Annotated in this window: 17 protein-coding genes; 7 read left to right on the forward strand and 10 right to left on the reverse strand. The window is 66.7% G+C overall.

All coding sequences use genetic code 11. The annotated features are described in order from the left end of the window. Positions 1 to 27: 27 nt before the first annotated feature. Together POS15_RS13620 and POS15_RS13625 are read right to left on the reverse strand one after the other, a co-directional pair. Positions 28 to 672: a histidine phosphatase family protein gene (locus POS15_RS13620; protein WP_019185829.1), complete on the reverse strand. Its 645-nt coding sequence runs from the start codon at positions 670 to 672 to the stop codon at positions 28 to 30. Positions 673 to 947: 275 nt separating this feature from the next. Beyond that, complete coding sequence (locus POS15_RS13625) at positions 948 to 3,110, reverse strand: S46 family peptidase (RefSeq protein WP_070473743.1); 2,163 nt, start codon at positions 3,108 to 3,110, stop codon at positions 948 to 950. 220 nt (positions 3,111 to 3,330) lie between these two features. On the opposite strand from POS15_RS13625, the gene tdh reads away from it, so the two are divergent. Continuing rightward, entirely contained in the window at positions 3,331 to 4,353 is a 1,023-nt protein-coding gene (tdh, locus tag POS15_RS13630; protein WP_026070190.1) for an L-threonine 3-dehydrogenase, read from the forward strand. A 187-nt stretch (positions 4,354 to 4,540) separates the two neighbouring features. Here tdh and POS15_RS13635 read toward each other — a convergent pair whose 3' ends face one another. Next, positions 4,541 to 5,242: a TorF family putative porin gene (locus POS15_RS13635; protein ID WP_019185832.1), complete on the reverse strand. Its 702-nt coding sequence runs from the start codon at positions 5,240 to 5,242 to the stop codon at positions 4,541 to 4,543. A gap of 193 nt (positions 5,243 to 5,435) precedes the next feature. Here POS15_RS13635 and kbl point away from each other — a divergent pair, with 193 nt between their 5' ends. Continuing rightward, positions 5,436 to 6,647, forward strand: coding sequence for a glycine C-acetyltransferase (kbl, locus tag POS15_RS13640; protein ID WP_019185833.1), 1,212 nt, complete (start codon positions 5,436 to 5,438; stop codon positions 6,645 to 6,647). A 244-nt stretch (positions 6,648 to 6,891) separates the two neighbouring features. On the opposite strand, the gene POS15_RS13645 is transcribed toward kbl, so the two are convergent. From POS15_RS13645 to POS15_RS13660, 4 genes are all read right to left on the reverse strand, one after another. Continuing rightward, entirely contained in the window at positions 6,892 to 7,236 is a 345-nt protein-coding gene (locus POS15_RS13645) for a hypothetical protein (protein ID WP_123728467.1), read from the reverse strand. A gap of 91 nt (positions 7,237 to 7,327) precedes the next feature. Next, positions 7,328 to 8,179, reverse strand: a complete 852-nt coding sequence (locus POS15_RS13650; protein ID WP_284128312.1) for a pseudouridine synthase — start codon at positions 8,177 to 8,179, stop codon at positions 7,328 to 7,330. Between the two features lie 19 nt (positions 8,180 to 8,198). Next, positions 8,199 to 8,708 (reverse strand): hypothetical protein, encoded by a 510-nt coding sequence (locus tag POS15_RS13655; protein WP_046272397.1) that lies wholly within the window; start codon positions 8,706 to 8,708, stop codon positions 8,199 to 8,201. Positions 8,709 to 8,899: 191 nt separating this feature from the next. Next, complete coding sequence (locus POS15_RS13660; RefSeq protein ID WP_019185837.1) at positions 8,900 to 9,991, reverse strand: OmpA family protein; 1,092 nt, start codon at positions 9,989 to 9,991, stop codon at positions 8,900 to 8,902. Between the two features lie 372 nt (positions 9,992 to 10,363). Here POS15_RS13660 and POS15_RS13665 point away from each other — a divergent pair, with 372 nt between their 5' ends. The 5 genes from POS15_RS13665 to POS15_RS13685 all read left to right on the forward strand — a co-directional run bounded on the left by POS15_RS13665 (position 10,364) and on the right by POS15_RS13685 (position 15,711). Next, complete coding sequence (locus POS15_RS13665; RefSeq protein WP_046272398.1) at positions 10,364 to 11,389, forward strand: zinc-binding alcohol dehydrogenase family protein; 1,026 nt, start codon at positions 10,364 to 10,366, stop codon at positions 11,387 to 11,389. Positions 11,390 to 11,487: 98 nt separating this feature from the next. Further along, positions 11,488 to 12,099 carry a membrane protein gene (locus POS15_RS13670; protein WP_019185840.1) on the forward strand — a complete coding sequence of 204 codons (612 nt, stop codon included), beginning with the start codon at positions 11,488 to 11,490 and terminating at the stop codon, positions 12,097 to 12,099. A gap of 105 nt (positions 12,100 to 12,204) precedes the next feature. Continuing rightward, the gene (locus POS15_RS13675; RefSeq protein ID WP_284128313.1) at positions 12,205 to 14,238 is read left to right on the forward strand and encodes an NADPH-dependent 2,4-dienoyl-CoA reductase; all 2,034 of its coding nucleotides are present in this window, start codon (positions 12,205 to 12,207) and stop codon (positions 14,236 to 14,238) included. Between the two features lie 313 nt (positions 14,239 to 14,551). Then, positions 14,552 to 15,010: a cell wall hydrolase gene (locus POS15_RS13680; protein ID WP_019185842.1), complete on the forward strand. Its 459-nt coding sequence runs from the start codon at positions 14,552 to 14,554 to the stop codon at positions 15,008 to 15,010. 89 nt (positions 15,011 to 15,099) lie between these two features. Next, positions 15,100 to 15,711 (forward strand): glutathione S-transferase N-terminal domain-containing protein, encoded by a 612-nt coding sequence (locus POS15_RS13685; RefSeq protein WP_019185843.1) that lies wholly within the window; start codon positions 15,100 to 15,102, stop codon positions 15,709 to 15,711. Between the two features lie 80 nt (positions 15,712 to 15,791). On the opposite strand, the gene POS15_RS13690 is transcribed toward POS15_RS13685, so the two are convergent. From POS15_RS13690 to prpE, 3 genes are all read right to left on the reverse strand, one after another. Next, complete coding sequence (locus POS15_RS13690) at positions 15,792 to 16,853, reverse strand: suppressor of fused domain protein (RefSeq protein WP_019185844.1); 1,062 nt, start codon at positions 16,851 to 16,853, stop codon at positions 15,792 to 15,794. Positions 16,854 to 16,925: 72 nt separating this feature from the next. Further along, positions 16,926 to 17,420 carry a hypothetical protein gene (locus POS15_RS13695; RefSeq protein WP_046272399.1) on the reverse strand — a complete coding sequence of 165 codons (495 nt, stop codon included), beginning with the start codon at positions 17,418 to 17,420 and terminating at the stop codon, positions 16,926 to 16,928. Positions 17,421 to 17,725: 305 nt separating this feature from the next. After that, on the reverse strand, positions 17,726 to 19,603 hold the full coding sequence (prpE, locus tag POS15_RS13700) for a propionate--CoA ligase (RefSeq protein ID WP_284128314.1): 1,878 nt from the start codon (positions 19,601 to 19,603) through the stop codon (positions 17,726 to 17,728). Between the last annotated feature and the right edge of the window lie 420 nt (positions 19,604 to 20,023).

The raw sequence follows: 20,023 nt of genomic DNA on the forward strand, positions 1-20,023 counted from the left end.
GCGGACGGCAGGATGGGACGCAGTGCGTTACAGCGCGCGGTGCTTGGCTTCGCCGAAGAACGGCGTGTGGTGGGCACAGTCGTTGAGGCGGACCACTTCCAGCTGGTCCAGGTCGGGCCCTTCGAGCAGGTTGAGGGTGGTCGGTGCCTGGCGGAAGGTCCACAGCCGCGAGATCGGCAGGCCGAGGATGCGGCACAGGATCACGCGGTTGACGGCGTCGTGGGCGACCACCAGCAGGGTGTCATGCTCGCCGAGGCCTTCGGCGGCACGGGCCAGGCCGCGCCAGCTGCGCTCGAGCACCAGGCGCAGCGATTCGCCGCCGGGCATCAGCACGGTATCCGGCTCTTCGCGCCAGGCGCGCAGGCGGGAGGGATCCTTCTCGTGGATTTCGCTGGCCAGCAGGCCTTCCCATTCGCCGTGGGCGATTTCCTGCAGGTCCGGCTCGGTCAGCAGCATCGGGGCACGCTCGGCGCCAAGGGCGAGCTGGGCGGTCAGCTGGGCACGCACAAGCGGTGAGGCGACGGCGCGGGTGATGTCGACCGAGTTGAGGCGTTCCCCCAAGGCCTTGGCCTGGGCTTCGCCGATCGGCGACAACGGGATATCGATCTGGCCTTGGTAGCGGCCTTCGGCATTCCACGGCGTTTCGCCGTGACGGGCAAGCAGGATGCGCATGCGGACAAGGGGTCCTTGGGGGGAGAGGTTGCGGCGTTTCGTTCACGTCCTGTGAAACCACACCGAACAGGGATCATACCCGGTCGCGGCGGTGAAGCTGTGCGGCGCTTTGCGCTTCGTTGCTTGCGGGCATGCTGGCTTGCTGGCCTCCCCTGCCCGGCCCAGGTCGGCGCCCCCCCACGGGGGAAAACAAGACGCCGCGGGCTTGACTGTACGTCGCACATAAAAAAACCCCGCAGATTTCGCTGCGGGGTCATCGAAACCGACGTGTCGGTTTACTTGCTGAGGTTCAGTTCCTTCAGCAGCTGCGGCGCCGGCGCCACTTCCTGCATGATCCACTGCATGTAACGGCTGTCGACCGCGATCATGCGGGTCATCACCGGATCGAACACCCAGTTGGAGCTCACCGATTCCCAGTTGCCGTCGAAGGCCAGGCCGACCAGCTTGCCGTTGGCATCGAGCACCGGCGAACCGGAGTTGCCACCGGTGATGTCCAGGTTGGACAGGAAGTTCACCGGCACCGAGCCGATGCGCTTGTCTTCCAGGCCGCCATAGCGCTTGGCCTTGACCGCTTCCAGCAGCGCCTTGGGCGAATCGAACGGGTCTTCACCGGTTTCCTTCGCCGCCACGCCTTCCAGGGTAGTGAACGGGGTGTAGTTCACGCCGTCCTTGCCGTAGCCCATGACGTTGCCGAAGGTGATGCGCAGCGACAGGTTGGCGTCCGGATAGACGAACTCGCCCTTGCTCTTCTTGTAGTCGGCCACGGCCTGCAGGTACAGCGGGCGCGATACCAGCGACTCGCCTTCGCGGGTCTTCTTCTGCTCTTCCTGCTGCAGCAGCGCCGGCATCACTGCCACCGCGTACTGGATCGCCGGGTCGGTGCTGGCTTCGAAGGCGGCACGGTCGGCCTTGAACCACTTCAGGCGCTCATCCAGGCTGCCCAGCTTGGTGCCCGAGAGCTTGCCGACCAGGCCATCCACGGCGGCCTTGTCGCTGCCGGCCAGCCACTGGTTGAGCACCTCGTTGCTGCGCTGCGCGGCCGGCAGGGCCACGTACTGGCTCAGCCAGTAGGTCTGCAGCTGCTGGTCCATGCGCGGCACGTAACGGCGGTCCATCTGCTTCAGGCCGCCTTCGATCGAGGGCAGGTCACGTTCCTGGTAGCCGACCTCACGCTCGGCATCGGCCTTGCTGCGTTCGATCGACAGGCGGTACAGGGTGATCGCCGAGCCCACTGCGGAGGTGCTGTTGAACTGGCTGACGAACAGGTCGCGCTCACGCGTGGCCTTGCTGGTGTCCAGGTGCTGGATCAGCTGCGCATGTGCGGCCAGGGCCGGCTTGCCGGCGGCACCGCGCTTCTTCAGCCAGGCCAGCACGGCGGCTTCTTCGGCCTGCTTCTGGCCGGCCGCGTCGATGCGCTTGAAGCCTTCCAACTGGCCCGCGTAGTTCTTGGCCACGTTGTTCATGCTGGCCGCGGTGGCGGCGTACTTCACCTTGACGTCCGGGTCGGCCTTGCCGGCCTCGTCGATCATCTTCAGCACCGCGTTGTAGTGGCGCGCGATGGTCGGGTAGGTCCAGCTGGCGGTTTCATTGAACTCGCCGGCCAGGGCGTAACGGTTGGTGCGCCCCGGGTAGCCGGCCACCATCACGAAGTCGTCGGCGCCCAGGGGCTGGTCGGCGAACGTCAGGAAGTGCTTGGGCTGGTAAGGCACGTTGTCGGCCGAGAAGGCGGCCGGCTTGCCGTCCTTGCCCACGTAGGCGCGGTAGAACGAGAAATCGCCGGTGTGGCGCGGCCACATCCAGTTGTCGATGTCGCCACCGAACTTGCCGACGCTGCCCGGGGGCGCGTAGACCAGGCGCACGTCCTTGATTTCCATGTTGCGGAACAGGCGGTAGGTGTTGCCGCCGGAGAAGCTGTACAGGCGGCAGCGGAAGCCGGCATCGGCTTCACAGGCGGCCGTCTGGGCCTTGTCGAACGCCTCCAGCGCGCGGGTCCGGGCCAGCGGGTTCTTGCCGGCGGCGGCGATGGCGGCCTTGGCCTGGTCGGTGACGTCGGTGATCTGGTCCAGCACGAACACGCGGGCGTTCGGGCCGGCGCTCAGTTCGTCCTTCAGGGTCGGGGCGTTGAAGCCGTCCTTGATCAGGTTCTTCTCGGCCGTCGAATTCAGCTGGATCGCACCGTAGGCGCAGTGGTGGTTGGTGACCACCAGGCCCTGCGGGGAGACGAAGCTGGCGGTGCAGCCACCCAATGCCACGACCGCGCCCATCGGGTCGCCGGTCAGGTTGGAGATCTGCTCCGGGGACAGCTTCAGGCCGGCCTGCTTGAGCGGGCCGGCGATTTCCGGCAGCTGCTGCGGCACCCACATGCCTTCAGCGGCATGGGCGACCTGGACCAGCCCAAGGCTGGCGACGACGGAGAAGGCAAGCAGGTTCGAGCGCATTGAGCAGCCCCTGGTGAAAGAACCGCCGATTCTAGCCCAGCCGCTGCCCCGGCCCGAAGCCGGGTAGAGCCGACCCATGGTCGGCTGGCCGCACGCAGTGCGGCCATGATGGGCATGGCCACCTCCCGGCCCACCCGCGCTGCAACATGGGAAAAACGCCAGCGGCTCTATAATCCGCGTTTTCCCCCAGATGAGTTCCACCCCGATGGCGCAGCAAACAATGAAGGCCCTGGTCAAACGCGAAGCCGCCAAGGGCATCTGGCTGGAAGAGGTTCCGGTCCCAACCCCCGGCCCGAACCAGGTCCTGATCAAGCTGGAAAAGACCGCCATCTGCGGCACCGACCTGCACATCTACCTGTGGGACGAGTGGAGCCAGCGCACGATCAAGCCGGGCCTGACCATCGGCCACGAGTTCGTCGGCCGCATCGCCGAGATCGGCCCGGGCGTCACCGGTTATGAAATCGGCCAGCGCGTCTCGGCCGAAGGCCACATCGTCTGCGGCCATTGCCGCAACTGCCGCGGCGGCCGCCAGCACCTGTGCCCGAACACCGTGGGCATCGGCGTCAACGTCAACGGCGCCTTCGCCGAATACATGGTGATGCCGGCCAGCAACCTGTGGCCGATCCCGGACCAGATCCCGTCCGAGCTGGCCGCCTTCTTCGATCCGTACGGCAACGCCGCGCACTGCGCGCTGGAGTTCAACGTGATCGGCGAGGACGTGCTGATCACCGGCGCCGGCCCGATCGGCATCATCGCCGCGGGCATCTGCAAGCACATCGGCGCGCGCAACGTGGTGGTCACCGACGTCAACGATTTCCGCCTGAAGCTGGCCGCCGACATGGGTGCCACCCGCGTGGTCAACGTGTCCAACACCTCGCTCAAGGACGTGATGAAGGAGCTGCACATGGAGGGCTTCGACGTGGGCCTGGAAATGAGCGGCAACCCGCGCGCGTTCAACGACATGCTCGACTGCATGTACCACGGCGGCAAGATCGCCATGCTCGGCATCATGCCCAAGGGCGCGGGCTGCGACTGGGACAAGATCATCTTCAAGGGCCTGACCGTGCAGGGCATCTACGGCCGCAAGATGTACGAGACCTGGTACAAGATGACCCAGCTGGTGCTGTCCGGCTTCCCGCTGGGCAAGGTGATGACCCACCAGCTGCCGATCGATGAGTTCCAGAAGGGCTTCGACCTGATGGAACAGGGCAAGGCCGGCAAGGTGGTGTTGAGCTGGAATTGATCACCTGCGCCTTCGGCACAGCTGATCAATGGTCCATTCCACCTTGTCCCGGCGCCGTTGGCGCGCCCCCTTGAACAACAAGAGGGCTGCGCTCCAGCAAGGGGTCCCGTGTGAGGCCAATATTGAAAAGGCGCCCATCCGGGCGCCTTTTCTGGTTCGCGAGGTTGTCGGCGGTGTCGGGCGCCGGTTACTGCCCGATGCCGACCGTGAACACCACGCGGCTGTCGGCCAGCTTGCCGGAGTTGTCGCGGCCGTTGCCGTCGGTGCCGTAGTAGCCCAGGCCGAGATTGAACAGGCCGAACTGGCGGCTGACGCCGACGTTCCAGTCGGTGTAATCCTTGGAGATGCCTTCTTCGAAGGTGCTGCGGCCGACGTTGGCGCTCAGCGTGAAGTCCTGCGGCAGCGCCCACTCGCCACCCACGGCGTAGTACCACGCATCGGTGCCCGAATTGAACACGTCGTTGGTGTAGGTCACGGTCAGGCTGTACTGCTTGGCGAAGGTGGTCTTGGTGATGAACTCGTTGTACGCCAGTTCGCTGGAACCCGGGTAGGTGTAGCGGTTCAGCAGCAGGTCCAGGTTGACGGTGTCGGTCACGTCGAAGGCGTAGCCGATCAGGTAGTCGACCTCGGCATCCGGGCCGCCATCGCCAAAGTCCACGCCCGAGCCCCAGACACCGGCGTACAGGCCGACCGGCGAGGTATAGGTGAAACCGGCCTGGATCGTCGGATCTTCATCGGTCTGGGACACACCTCGGAACACGTAGTCCGACACGCCGGTCACGTTCCAGCTGAAGGGAGAGGCGGCCTCGTCCTGGGCACTGGCGGCAAACGGGGCAAGCAGGGCGGCGCAGAGCACAACGGCGGCGGTACAGCGCGTGGCGTGGTTCATGCGGGGTCTCTCCAGACGTGGGGGTGGGCGGAACGGTGCGGTTTACAGTTTTTTAACCTGATTGATATTGCGATGCAACAATCACGTCTGCAACGGTTCCCCGCCGGCCCCGGCGCGATCGACCGGACGTGCAACCCGGCGGCCGCCTGCGACAGGTAAAATCCCGGGTTTCCCGTGCCGAAGACTGCCTGCCATGACCGACGCCACCACCGCCTCGCTGACCCAGCACTACGTTGAAGAACTCGAGGCGATCCGCGCCCAGGGCCTGTTCAAGTCCGAACGGATCATCACCAGCCCGCAGTCGGCCGAGATCACCCTGGACGACGGCCGTACCGTGCTGAACTTCTGCGCCAACAACTACCTGGGCCTGGCCGACCACCCCGACCTGATCCAGGCGGCCAAGGACGCGCTGGATACCCACGGCTTCGGCATGGCCTCGGTGCGCTTCATCTGCGGCACCCAGGACCTGCACAAGCAGCTGGAAAAGCAGATCGCCGGGTTCTTCGGCAAGCAGGACACCATCCTGTACGCGGCCTGCTTCGATGCCAACGGCGGCCTGTTCGAGCCGCTGCTGGGCGAGCACGATGCGATCATTTCCGATTCGCTCAACCACGCCTCGATCATCGACGGCGTGCGCCTGTGCAAGGCCAAGCGCTTCCGCTACGCCAACTGCGACATGGCCGATCTGGAAGCCCAGCTGCAGGCCGCCGATGCGGCCGGCTGCAAGACCAAGCTGATCACCACCGACGGCGTGTTCTCGATGGACGGCTTCATTGCCCCGCTGGATGAGATCACCGCGCTGGCGAAGAAGTACAACGCGCTGGTGCACATCGACGAATGCCATGCCACCGGCTTCCTCGGCGCGACCGGCCGCGGCTCGGCCGAGGTCAAGGGCGTGCTGGAGAAGATCGACATCATCACCGGCACCCTGGGCAAGGCCATGGGCGGCGCACTGGGCGGTTTCACCTGCGCCAGCGCCGAAGTAATCGAGCTGCTGCGCCAGCGCTCGCGCCCGTACCTGTTCTCCAACTCGCTGCCGCCGCACGTGGTCGCCGCCGGCATCAAGGCCTTTGAAATGCTGGCCGCCGCCGACGACCTGCGCAGCACGCTGGCCGAGAACACCGCCTACTTCCGCGAGAAGATGACGGCTGCCGGCTTCGACGTGAAGCCGGGCGTGCACCCGATCAGCCCGGTGATGCTGTACGACGCGCCGCTCGCGCAGAAGTTCGCCGAGCGCCTGCTGGAAGAAGGCATCTACGCGATCGGCTTCTTCTTCCCGGTGGTGCCCAAGGGCCAGGCCCGCATCCGCACCCAGATCAGCGCCGCGCACACGCGTGCGCACCTGGACCGCGCCATCGATGCGTTCACCCGCATCGGCGTCGAGCTGGGCGTGATCAAGGGCTGAGGGCCGCAGCCGACCAACGGTCGGCACGGCCGTAGCACCCGCGCATTGCGGAGGTAGAGCCGACCGTTGGTCGGCTGCCTCTCGTCGCAGGTCATGAACCTCCGGCATGGGGGCACGCCTTGCGTGCCTCAGCCGACCAACGGTCGGCTCTACCGTCGGGTGTGGACATCGGATGCGGGGCACGCTTTGCGTGCTCCAGCCGACCAACGGTCGGCTCTACCGTTGGGGCGACGCGCGCGGCGGGTTACTTCTTCTTTTTCTTCTTGTCCTTGGCCTCTTCCTTGCTGGCCACCACCACCGGTGCCGCGACCGGGCCATCCTGGCCGTTGCCCTTGGCCACGCGGATACCGTTGGCCTTCATCCAGGCATCGAACTCGTCGGCGCTCATGCGCTTGTCGCCATCGCTCATCAGGAAGCGGTAGCTGCCGCGGCCATCGAGCTCGGGAATCTTGATCTCCACCACCTTGTCGGTCACCGGCGGATCCTGTTTGGCGATCTGTTTGTGGCCGCCGCAGGCGGTCAGCAGCGCGGCCGGCAACAGCAGGCAGGCGCCACGGAACAGGGAACGGTTGAGGGTACTGACGTGCATGGTCTTACTCCCGGTGTTGAACGGAACGTCCCTTCGAAGGCCATCCATTGCCCGGGTCGACTGGCCTGCCACCTGCCGGCAGGCCACAAGGTCACGGTGTCGCCGCGGCGCTGTCGGCCACGGCATGAAGCAGATCCAGATCGTGTTGGCTGAGCTCGCGCCAAGCGCCTTTGCCCAGCTCGCCCAGCGGCAGCTGGCCGATCGCCACGCGTACCAGGCGCAGCACGGTGATGTCCAAGGCGGCCAGCAACCGGCGGATATGCCGGTTGCGGCCCTCCTCCAGCACGATTTCCAGCCAGGCGGTCTTGTCTCCGCTGCGCAGCAGCGTGGCGCGGCGCGCGCGCAGCCATTCGCCTTCGTCCTCGATGCCGGCGCACAACGCCTGCAGCTGCGCGGCGTCGGGGATGGCATCGATCTGGACGTGATAGGTTTTGTCCGGACCGGTGGCCGGATCGGTCAGGCGCGCGGCCCACTGCGGATCATTGCTGAAGAGCAGCAGGCCTTCGCTGGCCTTGTCCAAGCGCCCGACCGGCGCAATCCACGGCAGCCCGGCATCGTCGAAGCAGCGGTAGACGGTGTCGCGGCCGCGCTCGTCCTGCGCGGTGGTGACCAGGCCGCGCGGCTTGTTCAACAGCAGGTACACGCGCTTGGGGGCGTCCAGCGGCTGACCATCGACGCGCACGTGGTGGCGGCCGTCGATGATCGGAAATTCGGGGTTGTTGATGACACGGCCATCGACCGTGACCCGGCCCTCGGCGATCCAGCGCGCCGCTTCCGTGCGCGAGCACAGCCCGGCTTTGGACAGTACCCGCGCCAAGCCATGGCGCGGTGCGGTCGGGGTGGCGCTGGAGGCGGTGCTGCGGCCGCCTGTTGCGGGGCTCGCACGCCGCTCGGGGCGGCGTGGTCGGGACGCGTTCGCGGCGGGTGGCCGGCGTGTCGTCATCGTGCTCCGCTCAGGCGGCTTACTTCTTGTCCGCCGGCTTGGTCTCAGCCGGGGCTTCGGTGGCGGCGGCCGGGACGGCAGCCGGTACCGGGCGCGCCTTGACCACGCGCACACCGCGCGCCTTCATCCAGGCGTCGAACTCTTCGGCGGTCATGCGCTTGCCGTTCTGGCTCATGTCAAAGCGCCACGGCGTGTTGTCGAACTCGGTCTGCGGCTTGTAGGCGGCCGGATCGTTCGGGTTGATCACCGGTGCGCTGGGGATCGCCTTGGCGATGTTCTGGCAGCCGTCGATGCGCAGGCGCTGCAGCACGCGGTCCAGCGACTGTTCCTGGTCGAAGTTGGAGGTCAGCACGCCGGCAGGCATGCCCAGCTGCACGTTGCGGATGTACAGCTCTTCGGCCACCGGTGCGATCGCGGTGGCTGGCAGCGGCAGCGGTGATGCGCTGACAGGTGCCGAACAGTCCACGGCAGCGTGGGCGGTGGGAACCAGGGCCAGGCCAAGCGCGGCGGCCAGTGCAAAACGCTGCATGGGATGCATCCAGGAAGGGGTCGACGCGGCGAGTTTAACAGCGCCACAACGTCTTTCAAGCGCCACCTTCAATGAATACGGCAACTTGTTGGATTTATTGTTGATTTCTCTGTTTCTGGCCAACCAGAGGCAAAAAAAAACAGGGCCCGGCAATGCCGGGCCCTGCTGATGAGACTGTACTGCCAGAAGGATTAGTTCTGGACGTTCAGCTCGGTACGACGGTTCTTGGCGCGACCTTCCGGGTTATCCGAACCATCCGGGTTGGTGTTCGGCGCAATCGGGCGGCTCTCGCCGTAACCGATCGGACCGACCAGACGCGAAGCGTCAACGCCGTTCTGGGTCAGGTAGTTGTACACCGAGGTAGCACGACGCTCGGACAGCTTCTGGTTGTAAGCGTCGGTACCCTTGGAATCGGTGTGACCGGCCACTTCAACGCGCAGATCCGGGTAACGCTTCAGGATTTCCGAAGCTTCGCTCAGGATCGCAACCGCGTCCGGACGCAGGTTCGACTTGTCGAAGTCGAAGTTCACGCCCTTCAGATCGATCGACACCGGGACCGGGCAACCGTCCGGACCGATGGTCTGGCCAGGCTGCGAGTTCGGGCACTTGTCGTCGCAGTTGTTGACGCCGTCACCGTCGTCATCCAGGTCGGCGCAGCTCGGGGCAACCGGAGCCGGAGCCGGCACGGCAGCAACCGGGGCCGGGCCCAGCGGGATCACGACGCCGACCGAAGCCAGCACGTCGCCGAACCAGTCTTCGCTCGGAGCAGCAACGCTCTGGTCGTCGAAGTCAGCGCGGTAGGCCACTTCGGCACGCACGGCGACGCGCTTTTCGAAGGTGGTCTGCAGACCGACGCCGAGCTTGGCGGCGAAGTTGCCGTCCTTGCGCTCACGCGGACCGTTGGTGTTCAGCGCTGCGTACTCTTCTTCCGACTTCTGGTAGCCCAGACCGAACAGCAGGTACGGGTTCCAGCCGCGGCCTTCCTGGATGAAGTGGCGACGCAGGTCGAGCGACGCGCCGTACTGGCTCCAGTTCAGATCCTGGTTGGCATCGAAGTTCGGGTTCTGGTAGTTCAGCTCGCCGTCCAGCGACCAGTTGGGGCTGATGAACTTACCGAGGCCCAGGGTAACGAACGGAGCGTCGTTGGTCAGACGGTCGCTATCCTGGAAGTTGAAGCCGGCCGAACCGGTCAGGTACCAGCGGTCGTCAAAATCCTGCGCCGATGCAGCCTGGGCGAAAGCCAGACCGCCCAGCAGCGCGGCAGTAAGGATCTTCTTGTTCATTGAGTACAGCTCCTATTTCGGGGGTATGAAACCGGTAGAGGCATGGGCCAGCACTACTGCGTCGTTTTCAGACTGCCGATTCAGCACGCCACCGCCGCGAACATTATGCTCAGGCGAGTGAAGGTGATGTTAACAGTCACGTAACATGTGAAGACGACCGCCAGACCTCTACCGGGTCCAGCTGGTGGCACCCTATACAGGTTGATGAAATTCCGCAAGACCCAGCAATGACAAGGGTTTTGCCTAATTCAGGCGACGTCGCGACACATTTTTCACGTTAGGGTTCAAATCGCGATGGCGCCTTGATTCAGCGCAAAAACAGGGACGGCGTGATCCGTATGATGGGGAGGATTCCCCCGTTCCGGAGCCGACATGAAAGCCGTGGGATTGACCCAGTATCTGCCGATTGAAGACCCCGCCGCGCTGCAGGACGTGAATGTTGCGCCCCCCGGCGCGCCAGAGGGGCGCGACCTGCTGGTGCGGGTACACGCTGTTTCCGTCAATCCCGTGGATACCAAACAGCGCGCGCCGCGCGCGCAGCACGAACACCCGCCGCGGATCCTGGGCTACGACGCGGCCGGTGTCGTGGAAGCCGTCGGCCCGGAAGTCAGCGCTTTCGCGCCCGGCGATGAGGTGTATTACGCAGGCGATGTCACCCGCCCCGGTTGCAATGCGCAGTACCAGTGGGTGGATGAGCGCCTGGTCGGGCGCAAACCCACCACGCTGGATTTCGCCGAGGCCGCGGCGTTGCCATTGACCACGCTGACCGCCTGGGAGCTGCTGTTCCAGCGCATGCCGCTGCAGTTCGAAGATCGCCGCCATCGCGGCCAGCATCTGTTGATCATCGGCGGTGCCGGCGGCGTCGGTTCGATCGCGATCCAGCTCGCGCGCCATGCAGGCTTCACCGTGATCGCCACCGCGTCGCGCGAGCAGAGCCGTGCGTGGTGCCTGCAGATGGGCGCCGACCACGTGATCGATCATCGCCAGCCATTGGCGGCGCAGCTGCAGGCGCTGGGGATCACGCAGGTGCAGGTCGCGCTGAACCTGGCCGACACCGACCACTACTGGGACGCGCTGGGCGAACTGCTGGCCCCGCAGGGGCATGTGGGGCTGATCGTCGAACCCCGTGGACCCCTGCGGATCGGCGATCCCTACAAAGCCAAGTGCATTGGCATCCACTGGGAATTCATGTTCGCGCGCTCGCGCTTCCAGACCGCCGACATGATCGAGCAGCACTGCATCCTGGGCCGCGCCGCCAGCCTGATCGACGCCGGTGAGCTGCGCACCACCGCGCACACGCACCTGGGTACGATCAATGCGGCGAACCTGCGCGAGGCGCACCGGCGGCTGGAAGGCGGCGGGGTGATCGGCAAGCTGGTGCTGTCGGGCTGGGCGTAACCGGCGCGGCAACGTGTCAGCGCACATTCGCGGTCATCTGTATCTGTCGGCGCGGCCCGGCGCCGCCTACAGTCAGTGGCCCTTCCGGTGACATCGCCATGCCCACTTCCCTGCCCCTGCGCCTGCTGCAACTCCTGCTGGGTCTGTTCCTGTATGGCTTCGGCGCGGCGGTGATGATCCGCGCCGCGATCGGCGTGGCGCCCTGGGATGTGCTTTCGCAGGGCATCGCGCTGCAGACACCGCTCTCCTTCGGCGTGGCCACCAATGTGATCGGCGCGCTGGTGCTGCTGCTGTGGTGGCCGATCCGGCAGAAGCCGGGCCTGGGCACCGTGCTCAACGTGCTGCTGATCGGCCCCAGCGCGCAGTTCGGGCTGTGGCTGCTGCCGGAGGTGCACGGCCTGGCCTGGCAGATCCCCATGTTCCTGTGTGGCCTGCTGCTGGTCGCGCTGGCCACCGGCCTGTACATCGGCGCGCGCTTCGGCCCCGGCCCGCGCGATGGCCTGATGACCGGCCTGCACGCCCGCACCGGCTGGCCGATCTGGATCGTGCGCAGCGCGATCGAAGGCACCGTGCTGCTGATCGGCTGGTGGCTGGGCGGCAATGTCGGTGTCGGCACCCTCGCCTTCGCCCTGCTGATCGGCCCGCTGTGCGGCATCACGCTGCCGCTGTTCGGCATCCGCAAGCCCGCCCCGGCAACCGTCACCCCATAACGGGCGTCCGCACCGACCGCCGGTCGGTACGTGGCAGGACACATGCGCTTGCTCTTCAGGGGCTTTCGCGGCACCCTGCGGGCTTCCGTACGCAAGCGTATCCACATGTCGCCAGCCGCTGAATCCGCCGCCTATCCGCATCTGTTCGCCCCGCTCGACCTGGGTTTCACCCAGCTGCGCAACCGGGTCCTGATGGGGTCCATGCACACCGGTCTGGAAGATCGCGCGCGCGATTTCCCGCGCCTGGCGGCGTATTTCGCCGAGCGGGCGGCCGGCGGCGTCGGCTTGATCGTCACCGGCGGCTTCGCCCCCAACGTGGTCGGCTGGCTCAAGCCGTTCGGCGGCAAGCTCTCCTGGCCGTGGGAGGTCCGCCCGCATCGCCAGGTCACCCGGGCCGTGCACGACAACGGCAGCAGGATCTGCCTGCAGCTGCTGCATGCCGGCCGCTACGCCTACCACCCCCTGTCGGTGGCGCCTTCCAGGCTCAAGGCCCCGATCAATCCCTTCACCCCGCGGGCGCTGTCCGCGCGTGGCGTGGACCGGCACATCGCCGATTACGCGCGCAGCGCGCGGCTGGCCCGCGAGGCCGGCTACGACGGCGTCGAGGTGATGGGCTCGGAAGGCTATCTGATCAACGAATTCATCGCGCCACGCACGAACCAGCGCAACGACCGCTGGGGCGGCGACGCAGCGCAGCGCATGCGCTTTGCGGTGGAGATCGTGCGCCGCATCCGCGAGGCCTGCGGGCCGGACTTCATCATCATCTACCGGCTCTCGCTGGTGGACCTGGTGCCCGACGGCAGCAACTGGGCCGAGATCGTGCAGCAGGCCCAGGCCATCGAGGCGGCGGGCGCGACCCTGATCAACTCCGGCATCGGTTGGCACGAGGCGCGCATCCCCACCATCGCCACCTCGGTGCCGCGCGGCGCCTTCGCCGGGGTCACCGCCAAGCTCAAGCCGCATGTGCGCGTGCCGGTGATCGCCACCAACCGCATCAACATGCCCGACGTGGCCGAGCGCATCCTCGCCGCGGGCGGCGCCGACATGGTTTCGCTGGCGCGGCCGCTGCTGGCCGACCCGCAGTGGGCCAACAAGTCGCGCGCCGGCCGCCCGGAGGCGATCAACACCTGCATCGCCTGCAACCAGGCCTGCCTGGACCACGTGTTCGAGAACAAGACGGCCAGCTGCCTGGTCAACCCGCGCGCCGTGCACGAGACCGAGCTGGTCTACCGCCCGACCACCGCGCCGCGCCGGATTGCCGTGGTCGGTGCCGGCCCGGCCGGGCTGGCCTGCGCGACCGTGGCTGCCGAGCGCGGCCACGCGGTCACGCTGTTCGATGCCGGCAGCGAGATCGGCGGGCAGTTCAACGTCGCCAAGCGCATCCCGGGCAAGGAAGAATTCCACGAGACGCTGCGCTACTTCCGCCACAAGCTGGACGAGACCGGTGTCGATGTGAGGCTGGACACCGTGGCCGACGTGGCCGCGCTGGCCAACTTCGACGAGGTGGTCATCGCCACCGGCATCACCCCGCGCCGGGTCGATTTCCCCGGCGCCGACCATCCCAAGGTGGTCACCTACCTGGACGTGCTGCTCGGCCGGGTCCGGGTGGGCGAGCAGGTCGCGATCATCGGCGCCGGCGGAATCGGCTTCGATGTCGGCGAGTTCCTGGTCCACGAGGGCCCCTCCTCGGCGCTGGACCCGGCACGCTGGATGGCCGAATGGGGCGTGGACCCCAGCTTCGAGGGCCGTGGCGCGCTGGCCAGGCCGGCGCCGGAGCCCCCCGCGCGCAAGGTGTGGCTGCTGCAGCGCAGCCCGGGCAAGCCCGGCGCCCGCCTGGGCAAGACCACCGGCTGGATCCACCGCGCCACGCTCAAGGCCAAGGGCGTGAGCATGCTCGGCGGCGTGGAGTACCTGGGCGTGGACGACAGCGGCCTGCGTATCCGCGTGGAGGGCGAAGAACAGCTGCTGCCGGTGAGCCATGTGGTGGTCTGTGCCGGGCAGGAACCGCGCCGTGATCTGCACGCCGCGCTGCAGGCCGCCGGCATCACCGCACAGCTGATCGGCGGTGCCGATGTCGCCGCCGAACTCGATGCCAAGCGCGCGATCAATCAGGGCAGCCGGGTCGCCGCTGCACTCTGAGCCGGGATTGGATCAGGGTCTGATGCCGGTCCGAGCGGACCTGAATACGGGGCTGAACCGCCGATTCAGCCCCACCTCCCAACCTGAATGTCAAGCTTTCGGGTTCAGGATGTATTGGGAAATCCCCCCCTATCGTGCGCCAACTTTCCCGCTCACCACCCAGTTCGAGTGAGCGCGCGGACCCCACGTCTGTTCGGGTCCGCCCCCGGGCGGCCCCGATGGCCGCCTCCCCATGACGCCAAGTCGTATCCCACGCCCCGTCCGCACGATCGGATGGACAGCCAGGTGCGGCCCACACGGAGCAAGGAGATTTATGAAACTGGCCTGGATTCTCTGGCTGTCACAGTTGTTGCCGCAGCCTGCCGCCGATTCGTTGTGCCTGAGCACGACCGTCTACCTCGAAGCGCGTGACCAGACCCTGCGCGGCCAGCAAGCCGTTGCCGAGGTGGCCCTGCGCCGGCTGGACAGCGGTCTGTGGGGCGACTCGATGTGCCAGGTGGTGACCGCGCGCAAGCAGTTCGCCCCGACCATCGTCGCGCCCGGCACCCAGCTCGGCAACGCCGATGCCTGGCAGGAAGCGATGACCGTGGCCTTCGATGCCGAGCGCAACTGGGCCCTGCCCGCCGGTGAGCGCAAGGAGATCGTGCCCGGCGCGAGCCACTTCGCCGCCATGGCGATCGCCAACCCGAGCTGGCGCAACGCCTACCAGGTGGCCACCATCGGCGACCACACGTTCTACCGCGTGCAGAAACTCAAGCCGCGCGCGTCGTAACGATCTGTTACGGCCATACCGTTGAGGATGAAGGGCCAGCTCTGGAATAGTGGGCGGCTCACCTTCCACCGATCCGCAACGGAGTTCCCATGAAGCTGTACAGCAAGCCCGGAGCCTGCTCCACCGCCGACCACATCGCCCTGCAGTGGACCGGCCAGCCGTTCGAGGTGGAACTGCTCGACAAGGACACCCTGAAGGCACCGCCGTTCCTGGCCATCAATCCGGCCGGTTCGGTCCCGGTGGTGGTCGATGGCGATTTCGTGCTGACCCAGAACGCGGCAATCATGGGCTATATCGCCGATACCCACCCGCAGGCCGGCCTGACCGGCGATGGCAGCCCCAAGCAGCGCGCCGAAGCCACCCGCTGGCTGTCCTTCGTCAACTCCGACCTGCACCCGGCGTTCAAGCCGCTGTTCGCGCCGGGCGCCTTCATCGAAGACGACACCCAGTACGACGCGCTCCGCGCCGCCGCCCGCAAGCGCCTGCGTGGCCTGTTCGAGCGCGCCGATGCGCAGCTGGCCGATCGCCCCTGGCTGGCCGGGTTCCGCAGCTTCGCCGACCCCTACTTCTACATCACCCTGCGCTGGGCTGCGGGCGCAAAGATCGACCTGAGCGGCCTGGACAACCTCGCCGCCTTCAACCAACGCATGGAGGCTGATACCGGCGTGCAGGCGGTGCTGAAGGCCGAAGGCCTCCTGTAGAGCCACCCCATGGGTGGCTGCAGGCGGTCCGGCCAGAACAGACGCGTCCGGCCGGACAAGGAGCCACGCATGGCGTGGCTCTACCCGATCGTACGTACCACAGTGCCCTCGGCATCGCGCAGTTCGCTCGGCTCCACCACTACCTGCAGCGCCGGCCAGCCCGGGATCGCATAGGTCCCGCGGCGTGGCATGACCGTGGCAACCAGCGCCTGCACCGTGGCCGGGGCCAACTGGCAGTCCAGCGCATCGGCGTCGACCACCAGCGCATTGACCGCCGCTGGCGACAGCGTGATCTGCCGGTCATTGCCGACCAGCGTCAACGGCTGCCCGAACAGCAACCGCGCTGGCAGCAGCGCGAGCAGCGATTCCACCTGGCGCGCGCCCAGCGTCAGGGTCAACTGCTGCCCAGCGCCCTCGCCCTGCACCGACCAGGCCAGCTTTTCCAGGAACAGATAGGCCGTCTGCGAGCCCTCGCGTGCCGCCCCCTCTGCCACGGCGGCAGCCAGTGCCGGGTCGCCCAGCAGCGAGCCACGCGCGATGTCGGTGATCCACAGCGGCATCCTGGGCAGCAGCGTCTCGAGCACGCCGGTGGTCGACCAGCGCTTCACCGCCTCCATCTCGTCATCGGTCAGCCCGATCACCTGCAGGAACTCCAGCGAACCGTTGGGCGTCTCGCGCGGGGGCAGCTGCGGGTCGCGCATGAAGGCGACGTGCCGCAGCAGCGTATCGGTATCGGCGGCGATCGGCCCGCCCGCGTTGAGGTAGTGGCCCTGCTGGAACACCTTGCCGTTGGCGAACACGTAGCGCGCCAGGTTCTGCAGGAAGTTCATCGCCCACGCTGGTGGCTCGCTGCCCGCTTCGGCGGCCACCCGGAAGCTCAGCTCGAACCCGTAGCCACTGGTGGCCGGATCATCGCTCTCTTTTTCATACAGTTCGGAGAAGCCGTAGCTGACGAAGTGCCAGTGCGGCAGCGGCGCATCGTTCCAGTACGCGCTGATGCCGTCCAACGGGTCCTCACCGCCCAGCAGCGAGCGCAGCACCGGGCCGTAATGCTGCGGCGCCTGCGTGGGATACACCGCCTTCAACGCCGCATCGATGGCATCCCACCCGGGTGCGCCGTCGTCCTCGATCTCATCCACCATCACCGCTCTCCAGCCACAGAATCAGCGCGCATTCTAAACACCGCGCTGGCTGACTGCCGTGGAGGCCTCGGCTCAGGCGACCACGGGATCGGCCTGCACCAGCGCGCGCGTTTCGTCGAGCCAACGGTTGGCCAACGCCGGGCTTTTCGCCTTGCTGATCGCGGCGGCCATGTCCGGCCACAGCTTCTCGAGGCTGCCGGCATCGGTACAGCGCTCCACTTTCAACTGCATGAAATAGCCCTTCAGACCGAGATGCCTGCGCACCGATTCGCTCATCCAGTCGTACAGTCGCCTGTACAGGTCCGGATCCTGCTCGCGTCCGGCGGTCAGGGCCGCAGCAACAACCGGCGCGACACTGCCGCCGACGATCTCGATCAGGCCCTGCGCGGACAACTGCGCGAGCGCGTCCTCCGGTGCACGCAGGCCCGGCAACAGAGCGGTCAGCGCAGTGTCATCGCGCTGACCATCCACCATCAGCAGAATGGAGCGCAGCGACGGCGGCAGGCGCCGTGCACGGTCCTCGATTTCCTGACGGCCAGCGGCCGTCTTGGCATGGATATACGCCATGTGTTCCCCCTCACGTGGTGCATCACCGCGCGTGGCACCCGGCCATTCGCCGATGCGTACGCGCCCCCTTGCGATCTTCCAGGCCGATGCGCATCACGGGCCGCGCGTGGCGCGCCGTGTCCCCAGCGCGCGGCGTCGGGCCGGTGAGGCCTGCAACGATCGCCTGCGCAGCTTACCGGAGCGCTCCGCTTGCCGGTAATGCGCTGCAGCATGGTCCTGGGCGGTGGCACGGCAGGCGTTGAAGGCCCGCCCTCGGGGGAAGGCGGACCGTGGGGACGCGTGGGGCACGCCAGGACGACGGCCGGTCAGTTGCCCAGCGCGCGCCGGATCTCGTCCAGGGCCGCCGGGTCGTCCAGGGTCGACAGATCGCCCGGGTCACGTTCCTCGGCCAGTGCCTGCAGCGAGCGCCGCAGCAGCTTGCCCGAGCGCGTCTTGGGCAGCGCGTTGACGATATGGATGTGCGCCGGCCGTGCGACCGCGCCCAGCGTGCCACTCACCCGCTGCATCATCTCGGCCACCACGGCACTGCCGTCGCCTTGAAGGGCCTGCTTGAGGGTGACGAACACCAGCGGTACCTGGCCCTTGAGTTCGTCCTTGACCCCGATCACGGCAGCCTCGGCCACCAGCGGATGCCCGGCGATGCACTCTTCGATCTCACGCGTGCCCAGCCGGTGGCCGGCCACGTTGATGACGTCGTCGGTGCGGCCAAGAATGAAGGTGTAGCCATCCTCGTCCTGGATCGCCCAGTCGAGCGAGCTGTAGAGCAGTTCCTTGAAGTGGCTGAAATAGCTCTGGATGAAGCGCGCATCGTCCTTCCACACGGTGGTCATGCAGCCCGGCGGCAGGGGCGGAATCATCACCAGCACGCCCTTCTGCCCCGGTGCGACGGTGTCACCGGTGTTCTCGTCGATGACCTTCATGCGGTAGCCGAGATTCGGGAAACCAGGCGAACCGAAGCGGACCGGCTTCATGTCCACGCCCGGAAGCAGGGTCAACGCAGGCCAGCCGGTTTCGGTCTGCCAGTAGTTGTCGATGATCGGCTTGCCGAGTGCGTCGTTGATCCAGTGCGCGGTGGGTTCATCGAGCGGTTCACCGGCAAGGAAGACGTACTTCAGCGAGGCCAGATCGTGGCGGCGGATGAAGTCCGCATCGTGCTTCTTGAGCACGCGGATCGCCGTGGGCGAGGAGAACAGCGTGCGCACGCCGTACTGTTCGCACAGCGCCCACCAGATGCCCGGATCGGGACTGGTCGGCAGCCCTTCGTACAGCAGCGAGGTGCAACCGCCGATCAGCGGGCCGTACACGTTGTAGGAGTGCCCGACCGCCCAGCCCACATCCGAGGTGGAGAACATCACCTGGCCGGGCTTGCAATCGAACACGGTCTCCATCGACTGCGCCATCGCCACCGCGTAGCCGCCGACGTCGCGCTGCACGCCCTTGGGCTTGCCCGTGGTGCCGGAGGTATACAGCAGATAGCTCGGCTCGCTGGATTCCAGCCACACCACCGGCACATCCTGGTCGCCCACCTCGGCGCGCAACGTGGCGTAGTCCACGTCGCGGCCGGGCACCTTCGGCTCGGCCGGGTCCAGCCCGCGCGAGACGATCAGCACGTGCGGCGGCGGCGAAGCGGCTTCGGCGCAGGCGGCATCGACCATCGCCTTGTAGGGAATCACTTTGCCACCGCGCTTGCCGGCATCGGCGGCGATCAGCAGCTTGGGTTCGGCGTCGTCGATGCGCAGTGCCAGGTTGTGCGCGGCGAAGCCACCGAACACCACCGAGTGGATGGCACCGATGCGCGCGCAGGCCAGCATCGCGAAGACTGCCTCGGCCATGTTCGGCATGTAGATCACCACGCGATCGCCGCGCTGCACGTCCAGCCGCAGCAGCACGGCGGCGAAGGCATTTACTTCGCGGTGCAGCTCGCGGTAGGTGATCTCGCGGGTGACGCCGGTTTCACTGGAGACCGCGACCAGCGCGAGCTGGTCGGGGCGATCGACCAGATGGCGGTCCACCGCGTTGTAGCAGAGGTTGGTTTCCCCGCCCACGAACCAGCGCCGGAACGGCGGGTTGCTGTAATCGAGGATCTGCTGCGGCGGCGTGTGCCAGTAGATGCGCTGGGCCTCTTCGTCCCAGAACGCCTCGGGTTCATCGACCGAACGTCGATAGACATCTTCGTAACGCATGACAGCCCTCCCAGACAAAGTCATGTGATCGAGCATAGTCCGATGGTGAAGCGCGGGCCGTCCGACCTTGGTCGTAGGGCCGATCGGTGGGTCGGGCGCTGGGCCCCCATACCCTTTCCGGCGAATGTCCCCCGGCGTCGGCCTGCGGCCGCCCCCTCCTCCTTTATTTCGCCTACAAGGGTATGGGGGCCCAGCGCCCGACCCACCGACCGCCGCGGAGGAAAAGACTCAGCACGCGCCTCTACCTGCACCGCCCATGGGCGAAGAACCAAAAAATGTCCGCTGTCAAGCCATTAGTGCAGACATGCAGCGGCGCGAAAGGTCTTATGGAGCAACAGGTTAGGCCAGATTTAGGCCGTTGCACGAGCTTGCCTCTTTGCGAGCTAGGTGCCGCATAGGCGTTTCGCGAAAGTAAACCCA

The sequence above is a fragment of the Stenotrophomonas sp. BIO128-Bstrain genome (genome assembly GCF_030128875.1).
GTDB classification, from domain to species: domain Bacteria; phylum Pseudomonadota; class Gammaproteobacteria; order Xanthomonadales; family Xanthomonadaceae; genus Stenotrophomonas; species Stenotrophomonas bentonitica_A.

What these genes read in the sequence shown, in the direction of transcription:
- POS15_RS13620 (WP_019185829.1), bottom strand. Translation starts at nt 672, where the DNA reads ATGCGCATCCTGCTTGCCCGTCACGGCGAAACGCCGTGGAATGCCGAA.
- POS15_RS13625 (WP_070473743.1), bottom strand. Translation starts at nt 3,110, where the DNA reads ATGCGCTCGAACCTGCTTGCCTTCTCCGTCGTCGCCAGCCTTGGGCTG.
- tdh (WP_026070190.1), top strand. Translation starts at nt 3,331, where the DNA reads ATGAAGGCCCTGGTCAAACGCGAAGCCGCCAAGGGCATCTGGCTGGAA.
- POS15_RS13635 (WP_019185832.1), bottom strand. Translation starts at nt 5,242, where the DNA reads ATGAACCACGCCACGCGCTGTACCGCCGCCGTTGTGCTCTGCGCCGCC.
- kbl (WP_019185833.1), top strand. Translation starts at nt 5,436, where the DNA reads ATGACCGACGCCACCACCGCCTCGCTGACCCAGCACTACGTTGAAGAA.
- POS15_RS13645 (WP_123728467.1), bottom strand. Translation starts at nt 7,236, where the DNA reads ATGCACGTCAGTACCCTCAACCGTTCCCTGTTCCGTGGCGCCTGCCTG.
- POS15_RS13650 (WP_284128312.1), bottom strand. Translation starts at nt 8,179, where the DNA reads ATGACGACACGCCGGCCACCCGCCGCGAACGCGTCCCGACCACGCCGC.
- POS15_RS13655 (WP_046272397.1), bottom strand. Translation starts at nt 8,708, where the DNA reads ATGCAGCGTTTTGCACTGGCCGCCGCGCTTGGCCTGGCCCTGGTTCCC.
- POS15_RS13660 (WP_019185837.1), bottom strand. Translation starts at nt 9,991, where the DNA reads ATGAACAAGAAGATCCTTACTGCCGCGCTGCTGGGCGGTCTGGCTTTC.
- POS15_RS13665 (WP_046272398.1), top strand. Translation starts at nt 10,364, where the DNA reads ATGAAAGCCGTGGGATTGACCCAGTATCTGCCGATTGAAGACCCCGCC.
- POS15_RS13670 (WP_019185840.1), top strand. Translation starts at nt 11,488, where the DNA reads ATGCCCACTTCCCTGCCCCTGCGCCTGCTGCAACTCCTGCTGGGTCTG.
- POS15_RS13675 (WP_284128313.1), top strand. Translation starts at nt 12,205, where the DNA reads ATGTCGCCAGCCGCTGAATCCGCCGCCTATCCGCATCTGTTCGCCCCG.
- POS15_RS13680 (WP_019185842.1), top strand. Translation starts at nt 14,552, where the DNA reads ATGAAACTGGCCTGGATTCTCTGGCTGTCACAGTTGTTGCCGCAGCCT.
- POS15_RS13685 (WP_019185843.1), top strand. Translation starts at nt 15,100, where the DNA reads ATGAAGCTGTACAGCAAGCCCGGAGCCTGCTCCACCGCCGACCACATC.
- POS15_RS13690 (WP_019185844.1), bottom strand. Translation starts at nt 16,853, where the DNA reads ATGGTGGATGAGATCGAGGACGACGGCGCACCCGGGTGGGATGCCATC.
- POS15_RS13695 (WP_046272399.1), bottom strand. Translation starts at nt 17,420, where the DNA reads ATGGCGTATATCCATGCCAAGACGGCCGCTGGCCGTCAGGAAATCGAG.
- prpE (WP_284128314.1), bottom strand. Translation starts at nt 19,603, where the DNA reads ATGCGTTACGAAGATGTCTATCGACGTTCGGTCGATGAACCCGAGGCG.